The 25,564-nt window shown below is 63.5% G+C and carries 29 protein-coding genes; 10 read left to right on the forward strand and 19 right to left on the reverse strand.

Annotated features, from left to right (window positions below):
* Positions 1-59: 59 nt before the first annotated feature.
* Complete coding sequence (locus H0W47_RS06405) at positions 60-794, forward strand: YafY family protein (RefSeq protein ID WP_296357000.1); 735 nt, start codon at positions 60-62, stop codon at positions 792-794.
* A 24-nt stretch (positions 795-818) separates the two neighbouring features.
* Here H0W47_RS06405 and H0W47_RS06410 read toward each other — a convergent pair whose 3' ends face one another.
* Positions 819-1,706, reverse strand: a complete 888-nt coding sequence (locus tag H0W47_RS06410) for a LytTR family DNA-binding domain-containing protein (protein ID WP_296357002.1) — start codon at positions 1,704-1,706, stop codon at positions 819-821.
* 159 nt (positions 1,707-1,865) lie between these two features.
* Here H0W47_RS06410 and H0W47_RS06415 point away from each other — a divergent pair, with 159 nt between their 5' ends.
* Positions 1,866-3,053 carry an acyltransferase gene (locus H0W47_RS06415; protein ID WP_296357003.1) on the forward strand — a complete coding sequence of 396 codons (1,188 nt, stop codon included), beginning with the start codon at positions 1,866-1,868 and terminating at the stop codon, positions 3,051-3,053.
* On the opposite strand, the gene H0W47_RS06420 is transcribed toward H0W47_RS06415, so the two are convergent.
* From H0W47_RS06420 to lplT, 3 genes are all read right to left on the reverse strand, one after another.
* Positions 2,983-3,468, reverse strand: a complete 486-nt coding sequence (locus H0W47_RS06420) for a glutathione peroxidase (protein WP_296357005.1) — start codon at positions 3,466-3,468, stop codon at positions 2,983-2,985. The two genes, H0W47_RS06415 and H0W47_RS06420, sit on opposite strands and share 71 nt — an antisense overlap.
* 121 nt (positions 3,469-3,589) lie before the next feature.
* Positions 3,590-4,456 (reverse strand): DMT family transporter, encoded by an 867-nt coding sequence (locus H0W47_RS06425; RefSeq protein WP_296357009.1) that lies wholly within the window; start codon positions 4,454-4,456, stop codon positions 3,590-3,592.
* A 64-nt stretch (positions 4,457-4,520) separates the two neighbouring features.
* Positions 4,521-5,801, reverse strand: a complete 1,281-nt coding sequence (gene lplT, locus H0W47_RS06430; RefSeq protein ID WP_296922021.1) for a lysophospholipid transporter LplT — start codon at positions 5,799-5,801, stop codon at positions 4,521-4,523.
* Between the two features lie 179 nt (positions 5,802-5,980).
* Here lplT and alr point away from each other — a divergent pair, with 179 nt between their 5' ends.
* The gene (gene alr, locus H0W47_RS06435) at positions 5,981-7,075 is read left to right on the forward strand and encodes an alanine racemase (protein ID WP_296922023.1); all 1,095 of its coding nucleotides are present in this window, start codon (positions 5,981-5,983) and stop codon (positions 7,073-7,075) included.
* The gene (locus H0W47_RS06440) at positions 7,072-7,875 is read left to right on the forward strand and encodes a hypothetical protein (protein WP_296922025.1); all 804 of its coding nucleotides are present in this window, start codon (positions 7,072-7,074) and stop codon (positions 7,873-7,875) included. Before alr ends, H0W47_RS06440 begins: the two co-directional genes overlap by 4 nt.
* Before the next feature lie 21 nt (positions 7,876-7,896).
* On the opposite strand, the gene H0W47_RS06445 is transcribed toward H0W47_RS06440, so the two are convergent.
* From H0W47_RS06445 to hpaR, 13 genes are all read right to left on the reverse strand, one after another.
* On the reverse strand, positions 7,897-8,799 hold the full coding sequence (locus H0W47_RS06445) for a DMT family transporter (protein WP_296922028.1): 903 nt from the start codon (positions 8,797-8,799) through the stop codon (positions 7,897-7,899).
* Positions 8,800-8,949: 150 nt separating this feature from the next.
* The gene (locus H0W47_RS06450; RefSeq protein ID WP_296922030.1) at positions 8,950-9,375 is read right to left on the reverse strand and encodes a type II toxin-antitoxin system VapC family toxin; all 426 of its coding nucleotides are present in this window, start codon (positions 9,373-9,375) and stop codon (positions 8,950-8,952) included.
* A gap of 5 nt (positions 9,376-9,380) precedes the next feature.
* Positions 9,381-9,716 (reverse strand): Arc family DNA-binding protein, encoded by a 336-nt coding sequence (locus H0W47_RS06455; RefSeq protein WP_296922033.1) that lies wholly within the window; start codon positions 9,714-9,716, stop codon positions 9,381-9,383.
* A gap of 54 nt (positions 9,717-9,770) precedes the next feature.
* Positions 9,771-10,754 (reverse strand): 2-dehydropantoate 2-reductase, encoded by a 984-nt coding sequence (locus tag H0W47_RS06460; protein ID WP_296922035.1) that lies wholly within the window; start codon positions 10,752-10,754, stop codon positions 9,771-9,773.
* A gap of 38 nt (positions 10,755-10,792) precedes the next feature.
* A complete protein-coding gene (locus H0W47_RS06465) occupies positions 10,793-11,569 on the reverse strand; it encodes a class II aldolase/adducin family protein (RefSeq protein ID WP_296922037.1) in 777 nt (258 codons plus the stop codon).
* A 15-nt stretch (positions 11,570-11,584) separates the two neighbouring features.
* Positions 11,585-12,415 (reverse strand): 4-hydroxy-2-oxoheptanedioate aldolase, encoded by an 831-nt coding sequence (gene hpaI / locus H0W47_RS06470; RefSeq protein WP_296922039.1) that lies wholly within the window; start codon positions 12,413-12,415, stop codon positions 11,585-11,587.
* Between the two features lie 14 nt (positions 12,416-12,429).
* Complete coding sequence (gene hpaH, locus H0W47_RS06475; RefSeq protein ID WP_296922041.1) at positions 12,430-13,230, reverse strand: 2-oxo-hept-4-ene-1,7-dioate hydratase; 801 nt, start codon at positions 13,228-13,230, stop codon at positions 12,430-12,432.
* 139 nt (positions 13,231-13,369) lie between these two features.
* Positions 13,370-13,774 carry a 5-carboxymethyl-2-hydroxymuconate Delta-isomerase gene (locus tag H0W47_RS06480; protein WP_296922043.1) on the reverse strand — a complete coding sequence of 135 codons (405 nt, stop codon included), beginning with the start codon at positions 13,772-13,774 and terminating at the stop codon, positions 13,370-13,372.
* Positions 13,775-13,784: 10 nt separating this feature from the next.
* Positions 13,785-14,657 (reverse strand): 3,4-dihydroxyphenylacetate 2,3-dioxygenase, encoded by an 873-nt coding sequence (hpaD, locus tag H0W47_RS06485; protein ID WP_296922045.1) that lies wholly within the window; start codon positions 14,655-14,657, stop codon positions 13,785-13,787.
* Positions 14,658-14,741: 84 nt separating this feature from the next.
* Positions 14,742-16,205 carry a 5-carboxymethyl-2-hydroxymuconate semialdehyde dehydrogenase gene (hpaE, locus tag H0W47_RS06490; RefSeq protein WP_296922048.1) on the reverse strand — a complete coding sequence of 488 codons (1,464 nt, stop codon included), beginning with the start codon at positions 16,203-16,205 and terminating at the stop codon, positions 14,742-14,744.
* 2 nt (positions 16,206-16,207) lie between these two features.
* Positions 16,208-16,954 carry a fumarylacetoacetate hydrolase family protein gene (locus H0W47_RS06495; RefSeq protein ID WP_296922050.1) on the reverse strand — a complete coding sequence of 249 codons (747 nt, stop codon included), beginning with the start codon at positions 16,952-16,954 and terminating at the stop codon, positions 16,208-16,210.
* Positions 16,951-17,658 carry a fumarylacetoacetate hydrolase family protein gene (locus H0W47_RS06500; RefSeq protein ID WP_296922052.1) on the reverse strand — a complete coding sequence of 236 codons (708 nt, stop codon included), beginning with the start codon at positions 17,656-17,658 and terminating at the stop codon, positions 16,951-16,953. Before H0W47_RS06500 ends, H0W47_RS06495 begins: the two co-directional genes overlap by 4 nt.
* Positions 17,655-18,086: a homoprotocatechuate degradation operon regulator HpaR gene (gene hpaR / locus H0W47_RS06505; protein WP_296922055.1), complete on the reverse strand. Its 432-nt coding sequence runs from the start codon at positions 18,084-18,086 to the stop codon at positions 17,655-17,657. The genes H0W47_RS06500 and hpaR overlap by 4 nt, the downstream gene beginning before the upstream one ends.
* Positions 18,087-18,202: 116 nt before the next feature.
* Between hpaR and radA the strand changes: the two genes are divergently transcribed.
* The 6 genes from radA (at position 18,203) to waaF (ending at position 23,357) form a co-directional block, all read left to right on the forward strand.
* Positions 18,203-19,570, forward strand: coding sequence for a DNA repair protein RadA (gene radA / locus H0W47_RS06510; RefSeq protein WP_296922057.1), 1,368 nt, complete (start codon positions 18,203-18,205; stop codon positions 19,568-19,570).
* A 34-nt stretch (positions 19,571-19,604) separates the two neighbouring features.
* Positions 19,605-20,399 carry a metallophosphoesterase family protein gene (locus H0W47_RS06515; protein WP_296922059.1) on the forward strand — a complete coding sequence of 265 codons (795 nt, stop codon included), beginning with the start codon at positions 19,605-19,607 and terminating at the stop codon, positions 20,397-20,399.
* A 166-nt stretch (positions 20,400-20,565) separates the two neighbouring features.
* Positions 20,566-21,024 carry a glycerate kinase gene (locus H0W47_RS06520; protein ID WP_296922061.1) on the forward strand — a complete coding sequence of 153 codons (459 nt, stop codon included), beginning with the start codon at positions 20,566-20,568 and terminating at the stop codon, positions 21,022-21,024.
* 72 nt (positions 21,025-21,096) lie between these two features.
* Positions 21,097-22,035, forward strand: coding sequence for a branched-chain amino acid transaminase (locus tag H0W47_RS06525; RefSeq protein ID WP_296922063.1), 939 nt, complete (start codon positions 21,097-21,099; stop codon positions 22,033-22,035).
* Positions 22,036-22,037: 2 nt separating this feature from the next.
* Positions 22,038-22,247 carry a zinc-finger domain-containing protein gene (locus H0W47_RS06530; RefSeq protein ID WP_296922065.1) on the forward strand — a complete coding sequence of 70 codons (210 nt, stop codon included), beginning with the start codon at positions 22,038-22,040 and terminating at the stop codon, positions 22,245-22,247.
* 120 nt (positions 22,248-22,367) lie between these two features.
* Positions 22,368-23,357 carry a lipopolysaccharide heptosyltransferase II gene (gene waaF, locus H0W47_RS06535; RefSeq protein WP_296922110.1) on the forward strand — a complete coding sequence of 330 codons (990 nt, stop codon included), beginning with the start codon at positions 22,368-22,370 and terminating at the stop codon, positions 23,355-23,357.
* Here the strand turns inward: waaF and H0W47_RS06540 are convergent, their stop codons facing one another.
* Together H0W47_RS06540 and H0W47_RS06545 are read right to left on the reverse strand one after the other, a co-directional pair.
* Positions 23,358-23,975, reverse strand: a complete 618-nt coding sequence (locus tag H0W47_RS06540; RefSeq protein WP_296922066.1) for a carboxymuconolactone decarboxylase family protein — start codon at positions 23,973-23,975, stop codon at positions 23,358-23,360.
* A 366-nt stretch (positions 23,976-24,341) separates the two neighbouring features.
* Positions 24,342-25,547, reverse strand: a complete 1,206-nt coding sequence (locus tag H0W47_RS06545; RefSeq protein WP_296922068.1) for an ATP-binding protein — start codon at positions 25,545-25,547, stop codon at positions 24,342-24,344.
* Positions 25,548-25,564 lie beyond the last annotated feature (17 nt).

Genomic DNA, 25,564 nt, shown 5'->3' on the forward strand with positions numbered 1-25,564 from the left:
CCGTTCTTGCGTACACTTTGGCATTGGCAGTCCCCGGTTGCAATTGACATCGAACACCAATGACAACGCGCTTCGGCACGGGGCTGCCGACTCCTGCTAATGAAATATCCGGGCTAGTCCAGCTTATCCGGGGCCGTCGCCTCAGCACGGCGGCGCAACTGGCCGGTCGCCTGGCGGTGTCTGAACGCACTATCTACCGCGACGTCGCCGAGCTGCAGCACCAGGGTGTGCCGATCGAAGGCGAGGCCGGCGTCGGCTACCGGCTGGGCGCTGGTTTTGAACTGCCGCCCCTGATGTTCACGCAGGAGGAAGCCAAGGCGCTGGTGGCCTCGGTGCGTCTGGCGCAGCAGGGCCTGGACCCCGGCCTGGCCCGCGAGGCAGAAGATGCGCTGGGCAAAATCCTGTCGGTCCTGCCCGCCGCTGCGCGTGCTGCGGCAGAAGGCCTGGCGATTTATGCGCCTCTTTTCGGGGTCGACACCGGCAACCAGCAGCGCCTGCAGCAGCTGCGTGAGGCCGTCCAGACCAGGCACAAGGTGCAGCTGCATTACCGCGACCAGCAAGACAAAACCAGCCGACGCACCATTCGCCCGCTGGGCTGCTTTTTCTGGGGCAAGGTCTGGACGTTGGCGGCCTGGTGCGAAGCGCGCCGCAACTTCCGCAGCTTCCGGATCGACCGTATCCAGACCATGGAGGTGCTGGAGGGCGGGTTCCAGCAGGAAGCCGGTAAGACGCTGGCGATTTCCTGCGCCATATCGGCGCTCCGAACCGCGAGGGTGAAAGTTGTTTGCTATTGAATCAATAGCTGTCTGCGCCCGTATTTAAAGGGCTGTCGCCTTATTTTGCGCTTGTCCACCCAGGGCTGCGCGGTAGCGCCTGCTGCAGGGAATCTGGCTGCCGTCCTTCATGCGCAGGCGGGCGTCGCCGCTGTCGAGGGGCTCGATTTCTGCCACGCGGTCGAGGTTGGCGGCGTAGCTGCGGTGCACTTGCACAAAACGCGCCGGGTCAAGCTGGCTGAGGAAGTCCGACAGGGTTGAGCGCAGCAGATAGTCGTGGCCGTTGACGTGGATGCCAATGTAGTTGCCCTGGGCCTGCAGCCATTCGATGTCTGCTGCGGCAATCAGGAATTCGCTGCGCAGCTTGCGCACCAGAAAACGCTCAGGGCGCGCCGGCGGGGCGTCGGAAGGCGGGGCGGCAGAGGCAGTCTCGGGGGCATCGAGCAGCCGCGCTTCGCCCTGCAGCCGCAGCAACAGCAAGCGGTAGCCGAGCACGGCGGCAAGAATCAGCACATAACTGCGCATGTCCTTGAGGTACTCGTAACCGAACACGCTGATCCAGTTGCCGGGGGTGTAACTGGCGCCCACGGCCGCATAAGCCGCCTTGCGCATGGTCATCACCACCAGCACATGTGCGGCGCAGAACATCAGCGTGCCGGCCAGGTGCCAGGGCAGGTTGCGGCACAGCGTGTCCCAGCGCAGGGGAAAGCGCCGTTCAAACGCAATCAGTACCGGGATCAGCAAACCGACGGTCAGGTTGCTCGACAGCTCCCAGACCAGGGGCTGGGCAAAGGGCGCGGTGCGCAGGTCCATCCAGGTGGTGATGCTGTTGGCCAGCATCTGGACCGTCAGCACCAGCACCCAGAAGCCTATTTCTGCGCGGCGGCGCCAGTGCTGGTAACGCGCCAGCCAGGTGCTTGTTTCGTCTGACATGGCGTCAGTCTAGGGGAAGCGTGGTCGCTTTTTCGTCCCCTGGGGTCACCACTCGTCACAAAAACGCCGCTACTTGTCCCGTCGGGGGTGCCCGAAGAAGCCTGGCGCGCAAAAAATGGCCGCCACTTGAACCACTTGTGTTTCGCCCAGGAGAAAACCATGAACCGCCGTCACGACATCGATGCCCTGCGCGCCCTGGCTTTTAGCCTGGTCATCCTCTACCACGTGGCCATGTATTACGTGGCCGACTGGCACTGGCACCTGAAAAGTCCGCATGCGGCCGAGTGGCTGCAGCTGCCCATGCGTGCGCTCAATTTATGGCGCATGGACCTGGTTTTTCTGATTTCCGGTCTGGCATTGGGTTTTCTGCAACGGGGCCAGGGTGCGGGCGCCCTGTTTTTGCAGCGAAGCTGGCGGCTGCTGCTGCCGCTGGTTTTCGGTATGGCGGTGGTCGTGCCCTTTCAGGCCTACGCCCAGGGGGTGGACAACGGCAGCATCTCCCCCGGTTTTGGCGCCTTCCTGCTGCGCTACGCCGCCGGTGGGCCTTGGCCGAAAAATGCGTTTGACGGCTCGGACTTCGGTGTCACCTGGAACCATCTCTGGTACCTGCCCTACCTGTGGCTTTACACCAGCGTGCTGCTCCTGCTGCTGCCTGCCCTGGAGTCGGCTGCCGGCCAGCGCTTGCGCAGGGTGTTTGCCGGGCTACGCGGTGTGGCCTTGCTGGCGGTGCCGGCACTGCCGCTGATGTTGTGGTCACTGGTTCTCTGGCCGCATTTCCCGCCCACGCTGGACCTGATCGGTGACGGCTGGCTGCATGCGGTGTATTTCACCCTCTTCCTCTACGGCTGGTGGATAGGCACGGACGAAGGCTGGTGGGCCGAAGCGGCGCGCTTGCGCTGGCCGGCCCTGGGCGCGGCAATGGTGCTGCTGGCGGTTTACATGGGCCTGCGTGCCCTGCCTTCGGAGCTGGCAGCGCCGCGCCAGCTGTTGCGCCTGGTCGCTGATCTGTACCTGTGGACGGCCCTGCTGGCCATCCTGGGCTGGGGCCATGTGAAGTTGAACCGCCCTTGGCGCTGGCTGTCCTGGGCCAACGAGTCGGTCTATCCCTGGTATGTGCTGCACCAGACCGTGATCATTGTGGCCATATGGTGGCTGGCGCCGTTGCAGCTGGGGCCTGCGGTGGAACCAGCGTTGCTGGTGTTGCTGACGATGGCAGGGTGCTGGACGATCACGGCCCTTGTGCGCCGTAGCGCCTGGCTCCGGCCCTTGTTCGGGCTCAAGCGGCGAGCGCGGCTTCCACATCCTTCGCCAGGTCAGCCGGTTTGTCGGTCGGCGCATAACGCCTGAGAACCTGGCCATCTTTGCCCACCAGGAATTTAGTGAAGTTCCACTTGATGGACTTGCTGCCGAGCAGGCCGGGGGCTTCGGACGACAGCCATTTGTACAGCGGGTGCGCGGCCGGGCCATTCACGTCAATCTTGCCCATCATCGGGAAACTCACGCCGTAGTTGACCTGGCAGAACTCGGCGATCTCGCCGTCGGCGCCCGGGTCCTGCGAGCCGAACTGGTTGCACGGAAAACCCAGCACCACCAGGCCCTTGCCGGTATAGGCCTTGTGCAGTTCCTCCAGCCCGCCGAACTGCGGCGTGAAGCCGCATTTGCTGGCGGTGTTGACAATCAACATGACCTTGCCCCTGAAGCTGGACAGCGCAATGTCCTTACCGTCGATCTGCTGCGCTTCAAAGTCGTAAATGCTGCTCATGGTGTGCTCCTTGTTGGACTTGCCACTGTACTGCAGCGCGATGCGTTGGGAGGTCTTGAATTCATGCCGGGGCCGCGGATCTGACTTCGCCAGTTCGCAGGCGCAGGGATCAACCGGGGGGCTATTTCCTGGCTGCCAAAACAGCGGCCAGCACGATGAGGCTGCCACCCAGCAGAATGCGCGGGCTGAATTCCGCTGCGCCCAGCAGCGCCGCCGAGATGCTGGCAAACAGGATCTCGGTCAGCATCACAACGGCTGTGGTGCTGGCAGCCAGCCGGGCAGCCCCGTACTGCAGCGCCATGTTGCTGACCAGAAAAGCCAGGCTCAGGCCCAGCGCCAGCGGCACCCAGACGACACTCCACAGCGGAGCGCTCACGGTGCCGCCGATCAAGCCCAGCAAGGCGGCGCCGCTGGCCATGATGGCGCCGCCGCCGAACATGGCCAGCATGCGGGATGCATCCGGGGTGTACTCAAGCTTGCGCAGCATGACATTGGTCGCCGCAAAACTGAGCCCGCCCATCAGCGCCAGCCAGTCGGCTGCGTCTTGCGGTAACGGCCAGGGCGAGGCGGGCTCCTTGAGGACGATGATCACCCCGGTCATGGCCAGCAACAGGCGCAGCAGCGATGCGCGCGTCGGCCGCTCGCCCAGCAGCAACCAGGCCAGCAGCACCGACCACGCCGGCATCAGATAAAACAGCAGCACCACGCGCACCACGTCGCCGACCGTCACTGCCCAGTTGAAGCCGACATTGGTCAGGCCGGCAGCGACGGCCAGCCACCACAATTGCGGGTGGTGTGCGAAGCTGCGCCAGGCGCCGGGTCGCCATGCCGAGATGCCGGCCAGACAGAAGAAGTAGATCAACGCGGTGGACCACAGCGGGTGCAGGCCCATGGCCTGCAGCTCGCGAAACGGCCACCACGACACGCCCCAGACGAAGGCGTTGCAGACGAGGGCCCCTGCGGCCAGGGCTTTGGCACGAGGGCTCATGAAGTGAGTTCGCAAGAGGGCGTAAAACCGCCCGCAGGCCGTCGAACCAGAATGCCGTCCCGCATCAATGAGACTTGTCGCTGCGGGCGATGGTCAGCAGGTGCTCCACCTGCTCCTTGTGGTGGATGCAATTGCTTTTGTGCCAACGCTGGATCACCCACATGAAGCCGGCCACCACCACGCCGAAGGTGGTGATGGCGCCAAAGGCCGACAGGCCTATGCCGGTGGACAGGCTGTAGCCGGCGCCCAGTGCCAGGATGCAGGCTTGCTCGTTGAAGTTCTGCACGGCAATCGAGCGGCCGGCGCCCATCAGGTTGTGGCCGCGGTGCTGCAGCAGCGCGTTCATCGGCACGACCAGGAAGCCGCCCAGGCCGCCCAGCAAAATCAGAAAGGGCGCGGCGACCCAGACGTTGCTGATGAAGTTCATCAGGATCACCAGCAGGCCCATCGCGATGCCCAGCGGCATCACCATGGTGGCGTGCTCCAGCCGCATGCGCATGGATGCCACGATGGCGCCGACTGCCGTGCCTATGGCCACCACACCGACCAGCGACGACGCTTGCGTGGTGCTGTAACCCAGCGCAGCGGCGCTCCACGCCAGCACGATATAGCGCAGGTTGCCCGACACGCCCCAGAACAGCGTGGTGGTTGCCAGCGAGATCTGCCCGAGCTTGTCGCGCCACAGCGCGGCGTTGCAGTTCCAGAAGTCGGGCAGCAGTTCGAGCTTGTTGCGTGGCATGGGCCGCATCTCGACGCCGGTCAGCGGGATGCGCGTGTTGAACCAGGCAGCAATGGCGTACAGCAGGATCAGTGCGCAGATCGCGGCTTCAGGCGGCGTGTCAATGCCTGTGGAAATAATCGGGAAGTCGAAGGACAGCAACAGGTGCGAGACGGAATGGCCGACCAGTTGACCACCCAGCAGCACACCGAGGATGATGGAGGCAATCGTCAGCCCCTCGATCCAGCCGTTGGCCTTGACCAGCTGCGAGGCCGGCAGCAGTTCGGTCAGGATGCCGTATTTGGCTGGAGAGTAGGCCGCGGCGCCCAGGCCGACAATCGCATAGGCCAGCAGCGGGTGGGTGCCAAACAGCATCATCAGGCAGCCGATCACCTTGATGGCGTTGCTGATGAACATGACTTTGCCCTTGGGCTGCGCATCGGCAAAGGCGCCGACAAAAGGCGCGAGCACCACATAAAACAGCGCAAACATGGGCACCAGCGCAGCCGGCTGCCACTTGGGCGCGCCACTGGTCCTGAGCAACTCGACGGCGGCGACAAACAGCGCGTTATCAGCCAGCGAGCTGAAAAACTGGGCCGCCATGATGGTGTAAAAACCGCGCTTCATTAAACTGTTTTGATCACCATTGCGAAGGCATCATAGGGCCGATGCCGCAGGATAAAGTGAATGTCTCCAGACGATGAAGGTTTATAGCACGCGTCAAGCTGGCAGAATCCGGAAATTGACCCTGTGCTGACTGTGTTAACCCGCGCCACCCGGCGCGCCTTACCTCAAGGTTCCCCCTCATGCCCCGCCCGATTCTTGCCACCATTCACACTGCCGCGCTGCAAAGCAATCTGGCCCGCGCACGTGCCGCCGCCCCGGATGCCCGGGTCTGGGCGGTGGTCAAGGCCAATGCCTACGGCCACGGCATCGAGCGGGTTTTTGAGGGCCTGCGCGGCGCCGACGGCTTCGCCCTGCTGGACCTGGACGAGGCGCGGCGCATGCGCGCACTCGACTGGCGTGGCCCCATCCTGCTGCTTGAGGGTTGCTTTGAACTGCGCGACCTGGAGCTGTGCTCGCGCCTGGGCTTGTGGCACACGGTTCACTGCGACGAGCAGGTTGACATGCTCGCCACGCACAAGACCCAGTTGCCACACCGTGTCTTCCTCAAAATGAACTCGGGCATGAACCGGCTGGGCTTTGCGCCCGAGCGCTACCGTGCGGCCTGGACGCGACTCAATGCGCTGCCGCAGGTCGAAGAGATTTCGCTGATGACCCACTTCAGCGATGCCGACGGGCCCAAAGGCATTGCTGCGCAGCTTCACGCTTTCGAGGCAGTCACACATGACCTGCCCGGCGAACGCACGCTGAGCAATAGTGCTGCGGCGCTGCGCCATGGTGCAGTCGTTACCGACAAGTCGGATTGGGTGCGGCCCGGCATCGCGGTCTACGGCAGCTCACCCGATTTTCCAGAACACACGGCCGCTGACTGGGAGCTGCAGCCGACCATGACCTTGTCGTCAAAAATCATCGGCGTTCAAAACCTGGTGGCCGGCGACACGGTGGGTTACGGTTCCAGCTTCAGCGCTGACGGACCGCTACGCATAGGTGTGGTGGCTTGCGGTTATGCCGACGGCTATCCGCGGCATTGCACAACAGGCACGCCGGTGATGGTTAACGGCGTGCGCTGCCGCATGGTGGGGCGCGTCAGCATGGACATGATCACCGTGGACCTGACGCCGGTGCCCGAGGCCGGCATAGGCAGCGAGGTCACCTTGTGGGGGCAGTCATCCACGGGCGCCGTGTTGTCCATCGACGAGATTGCGCACGCGGCCGGTACGGTCGGGTATGAACTGATGTGCGCGCTGGCGCTGCGGGTGCCGGTGGTGGCCGCATGATCAACCTGTCGAACTGGCGCTCGGTTCGGTTGTGGGAAAGCAGTGTGGAGAGGCAATTGCGCCAGCGCCACTGGCTGGGGTTGCACGGCCTGTGCATAGGCACCATCGTGCTGGGCGTGATGTGGGCGGCGGCGCATCTGCAGATGCTGATGGGCTCGGACTCGCTGGCCTTGCGTTATGCGGCCACCCTGGGCGTGGGTTACCTGGCTTACTTGCTGGTGCTGCGTACCTGGGCAGCCGTCCTGGTCAGGCAACGATCCGGTGACGACGGTTGGCACGGCGATGTGCCGCTGCCCGACATCGGCGGCAGCAGCAACTCTTGCGTGGCTGCGCCCGACCCGGCCATGGTGTCGGGCGGCGGTGGCGATTTTGGCGGTGCCGGTGCCTCCGGGGATTTTTCGGAGGGGACGGAGGTTTCGGGAAGCCTGGGGGATGTGGCCAGCGGGGCGCTGGAAGCCGCCGGCAGTGCCGACGAAGGCGCTGTGGTGGTGGTCCCGGTGGTGGCCATTTTCCTGATCGGTTGCGCCGTTTTCCTCGGGGCCGGATGCTTGCTGCTGCTATATTTCGGCTGGGAAGCGCTGCTGACGGTGGCGGTGGAACTGGCTTTTTCTTACGTCTCGGCACGCACGGCGGTGCGTGTGGTGCGCGAAGGCTGGTTGTCGGCTGCGGTGCGGCTGACCTGGAAACCCCTGATGGGCGCGCTTTTTTGCGCGGTGGCCCTGGGCGCCATGCTGGATTATTTTGTCCCCGCAGCGCATTCCCTCCCGCATGCCATCCGGTTGATCAAGGGCGCCGGCTGAAAGACCGGACGCCGCTCGGCCTCAGCGCTTCCTCAACCCCAGCACCATCACCGCGCCCACCACCAGCAGCGCCCCGGCCACCTGAACGGGCGCAATCGCCTGGCCCAGAATCAGCCAGGCCAGCACCAGCGCAAACACCGGCTCCACATTCATGATGGCTGAATTGCCCACCACGCCGAGCTTGGGCAACACGGTAAACATGATGGTGAAGGCCGTGCCGTACAGAAAGGTCAACGCCGCCAGGCCGTACCAGCCTGCGGCCGCCTGCGGCAGGTGAAAGCCGCCCTGCACGCCCACCATGCTCAATGCAATCAGTCCGGCGATGGCCATGGTGGTGGCGGTGCGCACGCGCCCGTCCACGTCGGCGGTTTCCTGCTGCGTGATGACCAGCGCCAGCCCGAAGGTGCCGGCCGCCGCCAGCGCAAAGGCCACCCCCGCGCCAATGCCGGCCCACTGACCGGAAGCGCCCAGGCCCGAGGCGGCGCCGAACACATCCAGCGCCAGCGCCAGTCCGACCAGGATGACAGGCATGGCGATCAGCATGGCGGGTTCTGGTTTCTGCCGGTACACCACAGCGGCCCACAGCGCAGTCCAGATCGGATAGGTGTTGAAGGCCAGCAGCGCCAGCGCCACTGGCAGGCGCGCCACTGCGGAGTACAGGCACAGGCTCTGGATGCCTATCAGCAGGCCGATCAGCGGCAACATGCGCTTGTGGCGTGCGCTGAAGCCGACATGCACACCCGCCACGGCGAGCAAGGCCACGATGACCACGGTGGTGACGCCGCTGCGGAACGCCACCGCAGTGGCGACGTCCACGCCGTTGTTGAATGCGATGCGCGCGGCGACATGGTTGGCACCCATCATCAATGCAATCAGCAGCAGGGTGGCGAATGCGGCGCCGCTGATGGCGCGTTTTGGCGTCACGACTGAGCAGGCAAAAGAGTCAGCACCTTGCGCAGCAGTGTTGTGATGTGCTCGCCCTGAAAACGTCGCCTTGGAGCAAGCGCCAAAAAGCGGTGCAGAGACGGAGCGCGCGAGACTGGGTTTTTGGCCATGGGGATTGCCGGTGTTGTGTCAGAGGAGGCTGGCCAAATGGGTCTTGGCGGCGGCGGCGAGTTTGTCGTCAAAGGTGGCCAGTGGGCATTTGAGATCGGCGGCGAGCCAGAGATAGGAGGCGTCGTACGCGGACAGGTCGTAGCGCATGGCAAGGTCAGCAACGGCCGGGGCATCGACAGGGTGGAGTTCGATTTCCATCGTTGCAGCCTCCGCCAAGCCTTCACTTGCATGCGCATCGCCCTTGCGCAATTTTTTGACGGTGACGCTGGCCAGTTCGACGCGCAGAAGATGCGGCGCATGTAGCGTGCGCCCGTCCAACTGTTGCCGGGCTTGCTCACTCCATTCCTCGCCAAAAACAAATCCGGCAAGGCAGCTGCAATCGACAACCAGCGCGGGCCGCAGCAGGTACTGCGCGGGCGGTTCTGCAACGTGCAGGGTGGGCATTGGCTTCACCTGCTGTCGCGATCTTGCCGAATGATGTCGATACTCGAAATCTGGTTGCTGACGCCGTCTGGGAACTTCACTTTCAGGTCTGCCGCGACTTGCGCCACTGTTTTCCAGCCCACACGCACGATGGGCCAGCCGCGCTTGTCGTAGCCGGCGATGCGCGGACGGCCGCGCTCGCCTGGCGCCTCAGCGGGGTTGTCGGCGCCAGCGGCATTGCCGACAGCTTGCTCCACGAGGGCCATCAGCTCACCTTGCAGCGAACGGTGATTGCGTGCGGCACGCTGGCGCAAGGCTTCTGCCCAGGTTTCGGGAACGTCTTTGATGGATAAAGTGGTCACAATATGGCTCCAAAATAGAACTAAGTTTCATTTAGGAGCCATTTTGAGCCCCTGTCAATAAAGATGTCGAACTCTCGCATGCAGGCGCGACAGCCCAAGCAGCGCGTCGGTGAATGGCGTGGGCACCTGGGTCAGTTGACCCAGCTCCCTGACAACTGTGACCAGCGCATCAAGCTCAACCGCCTTGCCGGCTTCCACGTCCTGCAGCATGGAGGTCTTGAAGGCGCCCAGCTTGAGCGTGACCGCGTGCCGGTCTTCCGGCTGCTGGTCGATGGGGATGCCGATGCGCGCGCCGATTTCCTTCGCTTCGAGCATGACCCTGGAGATGAAGTCCCGCACCAGCGGGTCGCCCAGAATCAGGTCGGTGGTGGCGCCGGTAAAGGCACTGATCGGGTTGACTGTCATGTTGCCCCAGAGCTTGTACCAGGCGTCTTTCTGGATCTGCTCCGACACTGCGACCTCGTGACCGGCGCGCTCCAGCAGGGTCGCCAGCGCCTGCACGCGATCGGTTGTGGCGCCCGAGGGCTCACCGATGATGAGTTTGTTGCCGAAGTGGTTCTTCACAAAACCGGGGCTGTTCAGCGAGCAGCTTGCGTGCACCACGCAGCCGATGATGTGTGGGGCCGGAATCGCGCGGGCAATCGCGCCGTCCGGGTCCACGGCTTTCAGGCGTGTACCGGCATACTGCGCGCCGAAGCCTTCAAAAAACCACCACGGGACGCCATTCATGGCGGTCAGCACCACGGTGCCCGGGCCGATCAGCGGCGCGATGGCGTGGGCCACCTCGGCCAGGGCCGGCGCCTTGACCGCGATGATCACCAGGTCCTGCACGCCGAGTTCGGCGGGATCGGCACTGGCCTGTACCCTCGCCGACGTGACCGCGTCACCCGTTTGCAGCCGCAGGCCGTGCTGCTGCAGCGCTGTCAGGGTCGCGCCGCGCGCCACCAAGCTGAGCTCGCAACCGGCCTGCGCCAGCTTCACGCCCACCCAGCCGCCAATCGCGCCGGCACCGTAAATACAAACCTTCTTGATAGTCAAATTGGCCTCCAGCCCTTGTTTGGTGAGCGTAGCGTGCTCTAGTTTTTATAGCTGTCGTCGATGCGGTCCACCTGCCGCACCAGTGCATCAAAGACATCCTGGCCGGCGCCGAACTGCGCGTCGAACTGGAAAGAGTCGTGGGTGGTTTTCTTCGCGACGGCTTCCGGCACGGCAATCGCCGGGCCCATGGCCGCTTGTGCCTGCTGGATGTCGCAGGCGCGTTGCAGCGTCCACAGCCGCACAAAACACAGCGGCAAGGTCGGCGCCCAGGCCAGCAGGCCGTGGTTGCGCAGGATCACCACTGGCTTGTCGCCGATGTTTTTCAGCAGGCGCGGCGCCTCGTCGGCGTGGATGGTGATGCCCTCGAAGTCGTGGTACGCCACCAGGTCGTGCAGCTGCGCCGAGTAAAAATTGTTCTGGGCGAGCCCGCCCTGGGTGCAGGCCACCGCCACGCCCGCCGTGGTGTGGGTGTGCATCACGCAGTGCGCATCCGGCAGGCCGTCATGAATGGCGGCATGCACCGTGAAGCCGGCCGGGTTCACAGGCCAGGGGTTGTTGCCCAGCTTCTTGCCCTGCAGATCGATCTTCAGCAGCTTGCTGGCGGTCACCTCAGAGTAATGCAGGCCGAAGGGGTTGATCAGGAATTGCTTGTCCCCTTGGGCCACGCTTTCCGGCAGGCGCACGGTGATGTGGTTGTAAATCATCTCGGTCCAGCCCAGCATCGCAAACACGCGGTAACAGGCGGCCAACTCCAGGCGGGCCTGCCACTCGTCAGGGTGCATGGCGGCGGGCGGCGGATTCAGGACGGCGTTCATGTTCATGCTCCGGTATCAATAGGTCTTGCCGGGAGGCGTCACAGTGACGCCCGACTTGAAGCTGGCAGCCAGCGCGCTGGTGTGGCGTACCAGCAGATGGGTGTCCAGGCCGACGGCGACGAAGGCGCAGCCGAGGGCGATGTAGTGGCGCGCCAGTTTTTCGTCGGTGGTCAGAATACCGGCAGCCTTGCCGGCTTTCAGGATGCGCTTGATCGCCAACTCGATGGCGGCCTGCACATCCGGGTGGCCGGGGTTGCCGACATGGCCCATTGACGCCGAAAGGTCGGCCGGCCCGATGAAGACGCCGTCAACGCCTGCGGTGGCGGCAATCGCATCGAGGTTGTCCAGGGCCGTCTGCGTCTCTGCCTGCACCAGCAGGCAGACCTGCGCATTGGCTTCATGCGCATAGTTGGGAATGCGGCCCCAGCGCGAGGCCCGCGCGCCGGCCATGCCGCGTATGCCGCCGATGTCCTGGCCCGTTGCATCGTATTGCGGGTAACGCGTGGCGCGCACCAACGCGGCCGCCTGTTCAGCCGTGTCGACCATGGGCACCAGCAGCGTCTGCACGCCGATGTCCAGGTACTGCTTGATCAGCGCTTCGCCGACATGGCCGTGGCCCATGGGCACACGCGCAATCGGATGCGACGGGTAGGCTGCCACCACTTGCAACTGCGCCAGGATGCTGCGCACGTCGTTGGGCGCATGTTCGCCGTCCAGCAGCAGCCAGTCGAAACCGGCCCCGGCGCAGATTTCGGTGCTGTAGGCGTCGGCGAGGCTGACCCACAGGCCGATCTGTGTCTGTTTGGCGGCGATGGCCTGCTTGAAGGTATTGGCGGGAGTCTGCATGTCTGTCCATCTTTTCAGGAAAAGGAAAATTCAAAGCGGCCCATGGCACCGTAGTCGGCGTCAAATACATCGCCGGCTTTGGCGACCACTGGCCGGGTGAAGGAGCCGGCCAACACCACTTCGCCGGCTTCCAGGCATTCGCCCCAAGCCGCAAGTTTCATGGCCAGCCAGGCCACGCCAATGGCCGGGTGGCCCTGCACGCCGGCGGCCAGGCCGGTTTCCTCGACCACGCCGTTTTGCCGCAGGATGGCGCCAACCCAGGGCAAGTCCACCCAGTGCGGCGACACCTGCCGCCCGCCCAGAATGATGCCGGCATTGGCTGCGTTGTCGCTGATGGTGTCCTGCACCTTGCGCATGGCCTTGGTGTGGCGGTCGAATTGCTCGATGCGTGCGTCGATGATCTCGATGGCAGGCTGCACGTAGTCGGTGGCGTACAACACGTCGTCGATGGTGATGTCCGTGCCTTCCAGCCGCTTCTTCAGTACGAAAGCCAGCTCGACCTCGACGCGCGGTGCGATGAAGCGCGAGAACGGAATCTCGCCCGGTTCAAAGAACATGTCGTCCAGCAGCGTGCCGTAGTCAGGCTCGTCGATCTGGCTGGAAATCTGCATGGCGCGCGAGGTCAGGCCGATCTTGTGGCCGCAGGCGACACGGCCTTCAGCGATCTTCATCTGCACCCAGGCCCGCGAAATGGCGTAGCCGTCGGCCACCGTCATGTCCGGGAAACGTTTGGAAAAATGGCCAATCTGCACGCGCTTTTGTTCGCTGCGCTGCAGTTCGGCCGCCAGTTTCTGGATCAGTTCGGGTGACAACATTAGGATTCCTTCGCGCCTGAACTGGCTCAGGCAGGTGATGTCCATGCAACACAAGCCAGTGCCAGCGCGGGACCGGCTTTGCCGGACCGCAGATGGCGCCCTCTCGAGGGGGAGGCGCCGAAGGCGCTTCGGGGGTGGTTCATTGTTTGAACAGGGGGTGCAGGGTGCTGTACTTGCCGTCGTAGACTTGGCCCGGGCTTTCGTCGATCTGCAGGGTCAAACCGACGGCTTGCCGCTCAAAAAGTGAGCCAAAATGCCCTCTGGCCCCCGCCAGCAAAGCGTCACCAGCTATCTTTTTTGTAGCATCCGAGCGCCCGCCAGCCATCCGCAGGTTCAGGTAGACGAAGCCGTAGTCCGCCTTGCCGTCTGCCACGGCGTAATGCGCCGCCGGATAGGCCAGCACCCGCGTGCCGCCGGTAGGAAAGACCTGCTTGCCTTCCTCGTCGCGCGTGGCCAGCATGATGTCGGCCAGCTTGCGGCACAGCGCCGTCATATCGGTCTGCGCTTCCAGGTTAGGTGTGTAGAGGATGACGAGATGGGGCATGTGAATCCTGTCAATCGGAGGCAGCAGGCAGCGGTGTGACCGGGAAAATCGCGTTGATCTGTCCGGTGCCAGAACTGCCGAAGTAGGGTGTGACGACTTCAACCGGCGCACGGTAGCGGTCCCAGCCGAGCAGGCCCAGCAGCATGGCGGTGTCGTGCATGTCGCCTTCACCCCAGCATTTGTCAGCGTACATCGGCAACATGCCGATAAAGGTTTTCCAGTCGCCGGCTTTCCACAGTTCCACCACACGCTGGTCCACCTGCTCGAGAAAGGGGTCATACACCTTGTGCATGAACTCGGGCGCGCGGCCGTTGTCGGCAAAGTGATGTGACAGCGAGCCGCTGGCAAACACCGCCACTGTCCCGTCGTACTTTTCCTCGATGGCCTTGCGTACTGCCAGGCCAAAGCGACCGGACTCCTTGAGGTCATGCCAATCGCACCAGCCGCTGATGCTGATGACCTTGTAGTGCTGGTCGCTGTTCATGTAGCGCATGGGCACCAAGGTGCCGTAGCCGAGTTCCAGCGTGGTGTCCGAATGCGCGCGGCTTTTCACCCCCATGGCATTGGCCATGTCGGCCATCAGGTGGCCGAGCTCCGGATTCCCGGGGTAGGCGTAAGGCATGTTCTTGATGAAGTGCGGCAACTCGTTGCTGGTGTAGTTGCCTTCAAACTTCGGCCCGCAGTTGATGTGGTACTCGCTGTTGACCTGCCAGTGCACGTCGAACACAACGATGGTGTCTACCCCCAGCGCGCGGCAGCGGCGGTCAATCTCCTTGTGACCGTTGATGGCCGCATCGCGACAACCAAAATGGGGTCCGGGAAACTCCGACAGGTACATCGACGGGACGTGTGTGATCTTGGCGGCGAGCGCGAGCTTACCCATGACGAGTCCTCAAGCTGTAACGCCCTCCCCTCGAGGGGAGGGATGGGGAGGGGGGCGTCCGATGAGCCCCAAGGGGGAGCGCATTCATGCGCTTCCCCAGTGTGGAATGTGATGGCTGCCTAGCGACACCGCCACGTTTTTTGGCTCACAGAACACCTCATAACTCCAGGTGCCACCTTCACGCCCCGTGCCCGAAGCCTTGGTGCCGCCGAAGGGCTGGCGCAGATCGCGCACGTTCTGGCTGTTGACAAAACACATGCCAGCCTCGACGGCGGCTGCGACGCGGTGTGCCTTGCCGATGTTTTCGGTCCAGACATAACTCGACAAACCATAGGCCGTGTCGTTGGCCAGGCGGATCGCATCGGCTTCATCCTTGAACGGGATCAGGCAGGCGACCGGGCCGAAAATTTCCTCCTGCGCAATCCGCATGCGATTGTCCACATCGGCGAACACCGTCGGCAGCACGTAATTGCCCTTCTTCACGCGGTCCGGCAGGTCAGGTCTGCCGAGCCCGCCGCACAGCAGCGTTGCGCCTTCTTTCGGGCCCAGCTCGATGTAGCTGCGCACCTTCGCCAGGTGGGCCTGCGAAATCATCGGTCCTATGGTGGTGGTTTCGTCCAGCGGGTCGCCGACCTTGATGCGTTGGGCGCGTTGCGCAAACTTCGCGGCGAAGTCGGCGTAAATCGACTGCTGCACCAGGATGCGGCTGCCTGCGGTGCAGCGCTCACCGTTGTTGGAAAAAATCATGAACAGCGCTGCGTCGAGTGCGCGCTCGAGGTTGGCATCCTCAAAAATGACGAAGGGTGATTTGCCGCCCAGCTCCATGCTGAATTTCTTCAGGCCCGCGGCCTGCACGATGCGGTTGCCGGTGGCAGTGGAACCGGTGAACGAAATCGCCCGCACATCCGGGTGCCTGCACAGCGGCTCACCAGCGTCCTTGCCATAACCGTGCACGATGTTGAGCACACCGGCAGGTATGCCGGCTTCGAGGGCGAGTTCGCCCAGGCGCGCCGCGGTCATCGGCGAGAGCTCGCTCATTTTCAGCACCGCAGTGTTGCCGAAAGCCAGGCAGGGCGCGACCTTCCAGGTGGCGGTCATGAAAGGCACGTTCCACGGCGAAATCAGTGCGCAGACACCGGTCGGGTGGTACAGCGTGTAGTTCAGGTGCGTCTCGGTCGGATAGGTGTGGCCATCGACCCGCGTGCACATCTCGGCGAAGTAATAAAAGTTGTCAGCCGCGCGCGGAATCAGCTGTTTGCCGGTTTGCGCAATCACTTGCCCGCAGTCGTTGGTTTCCGTCTGCGCGATTTCCGTCACATGCGCGGCGATCAGGTCGCCGAGCTTGCGCACAAGTTTGGCGCGTTGCGGCGCTGCCATGCCGGCCCACTTGGGGAAAGCGTCTTTGGCAGCGGCAACGGCGGCGTTGACTTCGGCTTCGCCACCCGCAGCCACTTCGGCCAGCACGTCCTGCGTGGCCGGGTTGACGGTCTCAAAATAGCTGCTGCCGGCGACAGACTTGCCGTTGATGAGGTGATTGATTCTGGTCATTTCTATTCAATCGTGTTGATGAGTTCGCCCAAGCCCTGAATGCTGGTAACCACCACGTCACCCGGCCGGCAATCGACCACACCGTCTGGCGTGCCGGTGAGGATCAGGTCACCGGGCTGCAGTGTCATGAAGCTGCTGAAGTATTCGATCAAAAACGGCACATCGAAAATCATGTCCCGGGTGTTGCCCGATTGCATGCACTTGCCGTTGACGGTGGTCTGCAGCGCCAGTGCCATCGGATCGGCAATGTCCGCCGCGTCCACCAGCCAGGGGCCCAGCGGGGTGCAGCCGGTGCGGTTTTTCACGCGCAGGTTCGGGCGGTACCAGTTTTCCAGGTAGTCGCGGATGGCGTAGTCGTTGGCAATGGTGTAGCCGGCGATGAAGTCGTAGGCGTCATCGCGCTTCACCTTTTTTGCCGAGCGGCCCACAACAATGGTCAGTTCGCATTCGTAATGCATGAACTGCACATCGGCCGGGCGGCGCGTCAGTTGCCGGTGGCCGGTAAGCGTGCTTTCGCCCTTGATAAAAACCAGCGGCTCCTCGGGTGCCTTGAATTCAAGCTCTTTCGCGTGGTCGGCGTAATTCAGGCCCAGCGCAAGAATGGTGCGCGGACGCGGGGTGGGTGCCAGTGGCGGCAGCCAGGTGACGGCCGCCTCGGCGACGAGAGTTCCGTCGTTGAGCAGGAGCTGCCCGTCGCGTTCAGTGGCCGAATGCACCTGGCCTTGATGCATCACACGGGCGTGTTTCATGATGATTTGGCCCCCACGCTCCGCACTGACATGTCGTCGCTGCCCCCCGCGGGGGCGCTCGCGCCTTGGGGCGGTCCGGCGTCGCTCGTCTCCGCAACCAGCGTGTTGCTCAATGCGCCGAACCCCGGCGCCGTGATGTCAATGCGGTCGCCCACTTTGGCCAGCGGCCGGCCTGCATCGCAACCCAGCATCAGCACGTCGCCGGGCTGCAGTGTCATGAATTCCCGGACGTCGGCCAGCAGTTGTGCGGTGGGGCGCACCAGTTGTGAAAAGTCGATGCGCTGTTTCAGTTCGCCGTTGATGTGCACTTCCAGCTTGAAGGCTGAGGGATCGCCGGCTTCTTCTGCGGACAGCAAACGCCCGCCGATGCCGAGAAATCCGTCCAGGTTTTTGAACTTCACGGGTGGGCGGAAAAAGCTGACGTGGGGGATCGACAGGTCGTTCATCAGCACGTAAGCCTGCACCTTGCCGGCGACGCCCATCACCATGGCGATGGTGGCGCCGATTTCGACCTCGCATACGCGCGCGGGCACCGCAATAGCCGCGCCGTGCGCGCTCCAGGTGTTGGCGGTCTTGACATACAGAACCGGGGCTTGGGGCGGCGCCTTGTAGGGCGCCTGGTTCATGTGTGGTGCCAGCACCGCTAGCTCATTTTTGAAATTGAGCAGCACCCCGTACACACATCCGTCAGGCATCCAGCTCATGGCTGCTCCAGTTCGATCAGCTTGTCGAGCAACTCATACAGCTGCGACAGATCTTGTTTGCCCAGGGATTGCTCCATCCATGCGTAATGCGCTTCTATGGTCTGAGACAGCGTATGGACCAGTTGCGCGCCCCTGTCGGTGGCCTCCACCACAGTGCGGCGCTGGTCGGCTGGATCACGCGCGCGGCGGATCAGGCCGTCGCGCTCCATGCGGCTCAACACGCCGGTCAGGCTGGGACCGAGGATGAAGGCCTCACGCGCCACCTTGCCGGTTTCCACCACGCCATGTTCGCCGAGTACCCGCAGCACGCGCCACTGCTGGTCACTCAGCGCATGTTCGCGCAGCTGCGGCCGGGTATGTGCCATAACAGACTCGCGCGCCTGCAGCAGCAGGCGGGGCAAATTGCGGTGGCTGAAAGGCGTGATCATGGCGGGGCGCATAGTTATTTAACATGTTAAATGAAATTGCGCTTTTCCGCTCAGCCCCTGGCTGCCGGTACTTACCCGTACTGACCATACTGTGAATAATTACAGTAATATCGGTTATGGCTAAAGACAAGACGATTTACACCTGCACTGAATGTGGCGGCAGCAACCCGAAGTGGCTGGGTAAATGCCCGCACTGCGGCGCCTGGAACACGCTGATCGAGTCGGCTGCCGAAAGCTCGTCGCCGGTCAAAAACCGTTTTGCGTCGTTGGCCAAACCCTCGGAAGTCGCCACCCTTGCTGATATAGAAGCCACCGACATGGCGCGCACGCCAACTGGCCATGAGGAGCTGGACCGCGTGCTGGGTGGCGGCATTGTCGAAGGCGGCGTGGTGCTGATAGGCGGTGACCCGGGCATTGGCAAATCAACCTTGCTCTTGCAGGCACTCGACTCGCTGCAGCGCGCCGGACTGGATACCTTGTATGTGACGGGTGAAGAAAGCGGCGCACAGGTCGCCCTGCGTTCACGCCGGCTGGGGCTGGACGGCTCACAAGTCAAGGTGCTGGCCGAAATCCAGCTCGAAAAAATACTGGCCACGCTCGATGCCACGCGGCCGGCAGTGGCCGTGATTGATTCGATCCAGACGGTGTACTCCGACCAGCTCACATCCGCACCCGGCTCGGTGGCCCAGGTGCGCGAATGTGCGGCCCACCTGACACGCGCGGCCAAGTCCAGCGGCGTCTGCATCATCCTGGTTGGCCATGTGACCAAGGAAGGCGCGCTGGCCGGGCCGCGCGTGCTGGAGCACATGGTTGACACCGTGTTGTATTTCGAGGGCGACACCCATTCCAGTTTCCGCCTGGTGCGTGCGATCAAGAACCGTTTCGGCGCGGTCAATGAGATCGGCGTGTTCGCCATGACCGAGAAAGGCCTGAAGGGGGTGACCAATCCCAGCGCGATCTTTTTAAGCCAGCACAGCGAACCGGTGCCCGGCAGCTGTGTACTGGTCACGCTGGAAGGCACACGGCCCATGCTGGTGGAGATTCAGGCGCTGGTTGACAGCGGCGGCCCGAGCCCGCGCCGCCTGTCGGTGGGCCTGGACCGGGACCGCCTGGCCATGTTGCTGGCCGTGCTGCATCGGCACGCGGGCATTGCCTGCATGGACCAGGATGTGTTTGTCAACGCGGTCGGCGGCGTACGCATCAGCGAGCCGGCGGCAGACCTGTCGGTGATGCTGGCCATCACCTCCAGCCTTCGCGGCAAGCCGCTGCCAAAAGGATTTATTGCTTTTGGTGAGGTCGGTCTGGCCGGTGAAGTTCGCCCTGCGCCACGCGGTCAGGAACGGCTTAAAGAAGCGGCCAAGCTGGGCTTCAGTGTGGCCGTGGTGCCCAAAGCCAATGCGCCGAAAAAACCGATCGAAGGGCTGACCATCCACGCGGTGGAGCGGGTGGAGCAGGCTATCGACCTGGTGCGCAGCCTGGCTTGAACCCGGGCAGGGTGGATTGCGGTACAAACAGTACATGAAACTCGCAGTCATCTCCGACATCCACGGCAACCTGCTGGCGTTGCAAGCGGTGCTGGCCGACATCGCCCGGCAGGGCGTGGACCAGACCGTCAATTTGGGCGACATTTTGAGCGGCCCGTTGCAGGTGGCCGAGACCGCCGATCTGCTGATGGCGCAGGCTTTTCCGACCATACGCGGCAACCACGAGCGGCAGTTGCTGGCGCTGCTGGGGCAGGCCCCGGATCAGCTGGATGCGTTCACGAGCGACGGGTATGCCGCCACCCAGCTGTCGCCGGTCCATGCGGCCTGGCTGACATCGTTGCCGGTTTCCATGGCCTTGAATGACGAGGTCTGGCTGTGCCACGGCACGCCGGGCAGCGATCTGCAGTACTGGCTGGAAACCGTGGTGCCGGGTTTTGAACAAGGCCAGGGGCCGGGTGTGCGCGCTGCGAGCGCGAGCGAGGTGGCCGAACGCCTTGGCGACAGCGTGACCCAGCCGGTCGTGCTGTGCGGCCACACCCATGTGCCGCGCGTGTCGCAATGCCAGGGTTCGCATGGCACGGTGCTGGTCGTCAACCCCGGCAGCGTGGGCCTGCAGGCCTATGGCGATGCACACCCCTGGCCGCATGTGGTGGAAAACGGCGCGCCGCATGCGCGTTATGCGCTGCTGCAGTCGGACTCCGCAGGCTGGCAAGTGTCGTTGCGTGCCGTACCTTACGACCACATGGCGCAATCGCGTATGGCAGCGCGCAACCATCGACCTGATTGGGCCCATGCGCTGGCGACCGGCTTCATGCCGGGCCGAATCTGAAACTCAGGGTGACCTGTTGATGCTATAAAAACAATAGCTGATTGCGCAAGCGGGATATGGGCCCGAGGCCAAAATGGCTCGCAAAATGCGGGGACGCGACGCCTGGCACGGCTTGCTACGCAATGTCCGCAGCAGGCGGTCGCCCCCCGGCTGCGAAAATGGCGGCATGAACTTCCAGAAAATTCTTGTACCGATTGCCGGGGTCGCCGTTGTTGTGCTGGCCTATCGCAGCTTCGGCTGGGCCGGCGTGGCTGCCGCCGTGGGTGGTTTGCTGATGTGGGTGTTGATGCATTTCACACGGATGATGCAGGTGCTCCGGCGCGCGGCCGACCAGCCCATCGGGCATGTCGCCAGCGCCGTCATGCTCAATGCCAAGCTCAGGCCCGGCCTCACGTTGATGCATGTGGTGGCCATGACGCGGTCGCTGGGCGCCTTGCGTACCCCCAAAAACGAGCAGCCGGAGATCTTTGTCTGGACCGATACCGCCGGCTCGTCGGTAACCTGCACCTTCGCTGGGGGAAAGCTCCAGCATTACGTTCTGTTCCGACCCGCGAAACCAGAGCAGGAAGCGACGCCTGCTGTGCCGGCGGCCAGTGTTTCCGGTCAGACGCCGCCCGCCCCGTAAAATGCGTCTCCGGGTGTCTGCCGTGAGCGACTACCCGCACACCTTCAGAACCACCCACAGAGGATTCGAACAATGTCCCCCATCCCCCCTTCCATGGCAGACCGAGACGGCAAAATCTGGATGGACGGCCAGATGGTCGACTGGCGCGACGCCAAGATCCATGTGCTGAGCCATACCCTGCACTACGGCTGCGGCGCATTCGAAGGTGTGCGCGCTTACAACGGCTCTGGTGGCACGGCCATTTTCCGGCTCGAAGAACACACCGAACGGCTGTTCAACAGCGCCAAGATCCTGCGCATGAAGATCCCCTTCAGCATGGACGAGGTGATGGAGGCGCAGAAGGCCGTGGTGCGCGAGAACAAGCTGGAAAGCTGCTATCTGCGACCGCTGACCTGGATAGGCTCGCAAAAACTCGGCGTCAGCCCCAAGGGCAACACCATCCACCTGATGGTTGCCGCCTGGGCCTGGGGCGCCTATCTGGGCGAAGAAGGCATGCGGCGCGGCATCCGCGTCAAAACCTCGAGCTACACCCGTCATCACGTCAACATCACCATGACGCAGGCCAAGGCGGTCAGCAACTACACCAACTCCATCCTGGCCAACATGGAGGCACTGGATGACGGTTACGATGAAGCGCTGTTGCTGGATGCCTCGGGTTTTGTCAGCGAAGGTGCGGGCGAAAACATCTTCGTAATCAAGGGTGGCGTGGTCTACACGCCCGACCTGTCGGCCGGTGCGCTGAACGGCATCACGCGCAACACCATCCTGCACATCTGCAAGGACCTGGGCCTCGAGCTGGTCCAGAAACGCATCACGCGCGACGAGGTCTACATCTCCGACGAGGCTTTTTTCACCGGCACCGCCGCCGAAGTCACGCCGATTCGCGAACTCGACCGCATCGAAATCGGCACCGGTTCACGCGGCCCCATCACCGAAAAAATCCAGAGCGCCTTTTTTGACATCGTCAACGGCCGCAATCCCAAATACGCCAGCTGGCTGGCCAAGGTCTGATCATGAGCACCTCATCCACTGTTGAGCTACTGGCCAAAGACCTGAACCCGCAGGGCGGCGTGTTCTGCCCCAGCCCCAAGGCGGACATGAAAATCTGGAACAGCCACCCCAAGGTTTACCTGGACGTGGCGCGCGCCGGCGAAGCGAAGTGCCCTTATTGCGGCACGGTGTACAAGCTGAAAGACGGCGAACATTTCGGCGCCAGCCACTAGGGCCCCGGCGTGCCAGCTCCCAGCCAAGCGGCGGCCGCGGAACCGGCTTCGCCGGGCCGCCCGCGGCGCCCCCCTGGGGGGGAGGCGGCCGAAGGCCACTTCGGGGGAGCTTCCTTAGTCATTGCTCCCCAGTGGATAGGCGACGCGGTGATGACCGAGCCGCTGCTGCGGCGCCTGCACGCGCGCGGTGAGCAGCTCACAGTGGGCGCCTTGCCCTGGGTGGCGCCGGTCTACCGCGCCATGCCGCAGGTTCACGAGGTCATTGAATTCCCATTTGCGCACGGCGGTCTGCAGTTCAAGGCGCGGCGTGCGCTCGCCCGGCGGATCAAAGGCCGTTTCGACACCGCTTATGTGCTGCCCAATTCATTGAAAAGTGCCTTGTTGCCCCTGCTGGCCGGCATTCCCAAACGTGTCGGCTACCTGGGCGAGGCGCGTATCGGCCTGCTGACGCACCGTCTGAAAAATCCGGCAAAGGGTCAGCGTCCGCCGATGGTGGCGTTTTACTCGGCGCTCAGCGGCGAAACGGGCCTGGAGGCCGACCGGCCTCAGCTGCACATGCCGGCAGACCTGGTCGAACGCTCCCTGGCTGAACTTGGTCTGCGGCGCGGTGGTTTTCATGTGTTTGCGCCGGGCGCTGAATACGGGCCGGCCAAACGCTGGCCCGCGCAGAACTTCTCGGCGGTGGCGCAAGAGCTGTTGCTACCGGTGCTGCTGCTCGGTTCCGGCAAGGAGTCGGCTTTGTGCGAGGAAATTGCCGGTGCCGCCAACGCCCGGCGTCCGGGCGTTTGCATCAATTTGGCCGGCAAGACCAGTTTGATTCAGGCCTTGTGTGCCATCGCAGCGGCCAAAAGTGTGGTGAGCAATGACTCGGGGCTCATGCATGTGGCCGCAGCCTTTGGCGTGCCGCAGGTGGCGATCTTCGGGTCGTCCAGCCCCCTGCATACACCGCCGCTCAACACGCAGGCGAGCGTGGTGTGGCTGAAGAACGATACTTCCTACCAGCCGCCGCTGGACTGCGCGCCGTGTTTTGCGCGCGAATGCCCGCTGGGCCACACCCGCTGTCTCAACGACATCAGCGCTGAACGGGTGCTGCAGGCCTTGCGGGCCTGATCAGGCGGGAAACGCCCCCAATGGCGGCAAGCCCGGCTTGTGTTCAGTAGGTGTGCGCGCCACGTTCATGACCCAGCAGACCATCGCAAAGTAGCCGACCAGTGCGGTCAGTTCCACCACGCCTTGTTCGCCGAAGACCTCAAGCGACGCGGCATAAGAGGCGTCACACACCCCGTGGTGGGTAAGCAGCTCTGTTACCAGGTCCACGGCGGCTGCCTCCTCGGCGGCCGCGCTGTGCGGATACTTGCCGGCGGCGACCGCGTCCAGCACAGCCTGCGCAACACCGGCCTTCAGCGCCAGCGGCGCATGCATCAGCCATTCAAACTGGTTGGACACATGACGTGCGACGAGGCACATCGCGAGTTCACGGATGCGGACCTCCAGCACGCAGTCAAAACGCAGGTATTCGCCGACCTTGCCTACCCGTGCCATCAGTTCCGGGCTGCGCATCAGCGGGATAAAGGGGCCCAGCACAGCCTTGCGCGGGCCCGCGATCAGCTCGTCCGCTGCTGCCCGCTGCGCGTCCGACATGGCCTGCGCCGTCATCATCGGCAGCCGCTCTTGCGGCAGGGCAGAAAAACCTTGGGGCACGGGCGCGGTTGAAGTCCTTGGGGTCACGGTGAAATCCTGCGTCGGGGTGGGTGCGGGCATCGATGGTAACGCGGCGAAGTCAGGCGCCGGGCAGAAAAAAGCCACCTTGCGGTGGCTTTCAAAGTCCTCTTTCGAGAACGTCGTTGAGATCCGTTGGCCTGTTGATCGACCTGCTTCCCCGACTTCTTTGCCGTTTTTGAATGACCAGTGTTGTCACAGCAACACGGCGACTGTAAGGGGGAAGCGGCATTTGCCGCATCCCACAAATAGGGGAGAGGTGTCTCTTTCAGGGCGAATATGCGCAAAAAACCATGACATATTTCACGCAGACGATTCGCCGGCCATTGCCCGGGATGGACGGGGCTCGCGCTGCTTGCCCAAGTTTGTAACCGTTCAGGCAGTAGCCTGCACCGGCAGTTCCACCACGAAGGAGGCGCCGCCGCCCGGCCGGTCTTCGCAGCGCACCGTGCCGCCGTGGCGCTCGGTGATGGACTTGACCAGCGCCAGGCCCAGACCCACCCCGCCTTCCCGCTCGCTGGCGCCCGGCAGGCGGTAGAAAGGTTCGAAAATGCGCTCGCGCAGCTTGGCCGGAACACCCGGGCCCCGGTCGTTGACGCGGATCACCACGCTTTCCCGGGTGCCCATGCCCGATTGAGACAGTTCCAGGCTGATCTCGCCGGTGCCGTAGCGCCTGGCGTTTTCCAGCAGGTTGCGGATCAGGCGGCGCAGCAGGCGGTGCGAGCCCTGCACGGTCAGGCTGTGGGTTTGGGCGGCGGTGCCCAGCTCGGCCTGTACGCGAGCGCATTCCTCCGCGGCCAGGCCGGTCAGGTCCACGGCCTCGAAAGGCTCGGCGTCGGTCTGGCGCGCATCGAGACGGCTTGCCAGCAGGATCTCGTCGATCAACTGGTCCAATTCCTGGATGCTGCGCGAGATTTCAGCGCGCTGCAAAGAGTTTGTCCCGCCATCCATGAGTTCGAGGCCCATACGTATGCGTGCCAGTGGCGAACGCAGCTCGTGGGAGGCATTGGCCAGCAGGGATTTGTGAGACACCAGCAATGACTTCTGCGTGTCCATCAGGGTCTCAATGCGTTCGGCTGCGTGATTGAACCGTTCTGCCAAAAACGCCACCTCGTCGCTGCCATTTACGGTCACCCGCGCTGCCAAGTCGCCGCTGCCCCAGCGCTCCACCCCACGCTGCAGGCCTTCAAGCCGCTGCGTCAATCGTCGCACGATGGGGTAGGTGCCGAGGGCTACCGCCAGCCCTACCAACACCAGCATCCAGCCAAAACCAAACGGAGGACGGTTCCACGGATTGCCGGCCGGGCGTTGTGGGCGGGGCAGCACCAGATGCAGCGTCTCCCCGTGTTTGGTCTGCACATTGAACTCCAGGCCGTCTCTGGATTTGCGATCAGCCCGGGATTTGGCCGTGCCTATGATCTCGCCCTCTCTGTTGAGGATCAGGACTTCACGTATCGGCAACTGGGGCGGGTCGGAAGTGAGCCGCCAAGCGGCCCCCACCAGAAAGGTGAGCACCAGCACAGTGGCCACCACGGCCAGCCAGATACGCACATACAGGTGAGTCGTGAATCGCGCCCACATACATCACCTCGCGCCGC

This window comes from Polaromonas sp. (assembly GCF_013817205.1).
Classification (GTDB): domain Bacteria; phylum Pseudomonadota; class Gammaproteobacteria; order Burkholderiales; family Burkholderiaceae_C; genus Polaromonas.

Bases quoted from the DNA above. Each gene is read 5' to 3' on its own strand.
- H0W47_RS06405 (WP_296357000.1), top strand. From the start codon at position 60: ATGACAACGCGCTTCGGCACGGGGCTGCCGACTCCTGCTAATGAAATA.
- H0W47_RS06410 (WP_296357002.1), bottom strand. From the start codon at position 1,706: ATGTCAGACGAAACAAGCACCTGGCTGGCGCGTTACCAGCACTGGCGC.
- H0W47_RS06415 (WP_296357003.1), top strand. From the start codon at position 1,866: ATGAACCGCCGTCACGACATCGATGCCCTGCGCGCCCTGGCTTTTAGC.
- H0W47_RS06420 (WP_296357005.1), bottom strand. From the start codon at position 3,468: ATGAGCAGCATTTACGACTTTGAAGCGCAGCAGATCGACGGTAAGGAC.
- H0W47_RS06425 (WP_296357009.1), bottom strand. From the start codon at position 4,456: ATGAGCCCTCGTGCCAAAGCCCTGGCCGCAGGGGCCCTCGTCTGCAAC.
- lplT (WP_296922021.1), bottom strand. From the start codon at position 5,801: ATGAAGCGCGGTTTTTACACCATCATGGCGGCCCAGTTTTTCAGCTCG.
- alr (WP_296922023.1), top strand. From the start codon at position 5,981: ATGCCCCGCCCGATTCTTGCCACCATTCACACTGCCGCGCTGCAAAGC.
- H0W47_RS06440 (WP_296922025.1), top strand. From the start codon at position 7,072: ATGATCAACCTGTCGAACTGGCGCTCGGTTCGGTTGTGGGAAAGCAGT.
- H0W47_RS06450 (WP_296922030.1), bottom strand. From the start codon at position 9,375: ATGCCCACCCTGCACGTTGCAGAACCGCCCGCGCAGTACCTGCTGCGG.
- H0W47_RS06465 (WP_296922037.1), bottom strand. From the start codon at position 11,569: ATGAACGCCGTCCTGAATCCGCCGCCCGCCGCCATGCACCCTGACGAG.
- hpaI (WP_296922039.1), bottom strand. From the start codon at position 12,415: ATGCAGACTCCCGCCAATACCTTCAAGCAGGCCATCGCCGCCAAACAG.
- hpaH (WP_296922041.1), bottom strand. From the start codon at position 13,230: ATGTTGTCACCCGAACTGATCCAGAAACTGGCGGCCGAACTGCAGCGC.
- H0W47_RS06480 (WP_296922043.1), bottom strand. From the start codon at position 13,774: ATGCCCCATCTCGTCATCCTCTACACACCTAACCTGGAAGCGCAGACC.
- hpaD (WP_296922045.1), bottom strand. From the start codon at position 14,657: ATGGGTAAGCTCGCGCTCGCCGCCAAGATCACACACGTCCCGTCGATG.
- hpaE (WP_296922048.1), bottom strand. From the start codon at position 16,205: ATGACCAGAATCAATCACCTCATCAACGGCAAGTCTGTCGCCGGCAGC.
- H0W47_RS06495 (WP_296922050.1), bottom strand. From the start codon at position 16,954: ATGAAACACGCCCGTGTGATGCATCAAGGCCAGGTGCATTCGGCCACT.
- H0W47_RS06500 (WP_296922052.1), bottom strand. From the start codon at position 17,658: ATGAGCTGGATGCCTGACGGATGTGTGTACGGGGTGCTGCTCAATTTC.
- hpaR (WP_296922055.1), bottom strand. From the start codon at position 18,086: ATGATCACGCCTTTCAGCCACCGCAATTTGCCCCGCCTGCTGCTGCAG.
- radA (WP_296922057.1), top strand. From the start codon at position 18,203: ATGGCTAAAGACAAGACGATTTACACCTGCACTGAATGTGGCGGCAGC.
- H0W47_RS06515 (WP_296922059.1), top strand. From the start codon at position 19,605: ATGAAACTCGCAGTCATCTCCGACATCCACGGCAACCTGCTGGCGTTG.
- H0W47_RS06520 (WP_296922061.1), top strand. From the start codon at position 20,566: ATGAACTTCCAGAAAATTCTTGTACCGATTGCCGGGGTCGCCGTTGTT.
- H0W47_RS06525 (WP_296922063.1), top strand. From the start codon at position 21,097: ATGTCCCCCATCCCCCCTTCCATGGCAGACCGAGACGGCAAAATCTGG.
- H0W47_RS06530 (WP_296922065.1), top strand. From the start codon at position 22,038: ATGAGCACCTCATCCACTGTTGAGCTACTGGCCAAAGACCTGAACCCG.
- H0W47_RS06545 (WP_296922068.1), bottom strand. From the start codon at position 25,547: ATGTGGGCGCGATTCACGACTCACCTGTATGTGCGTATCTGGCTGGCC.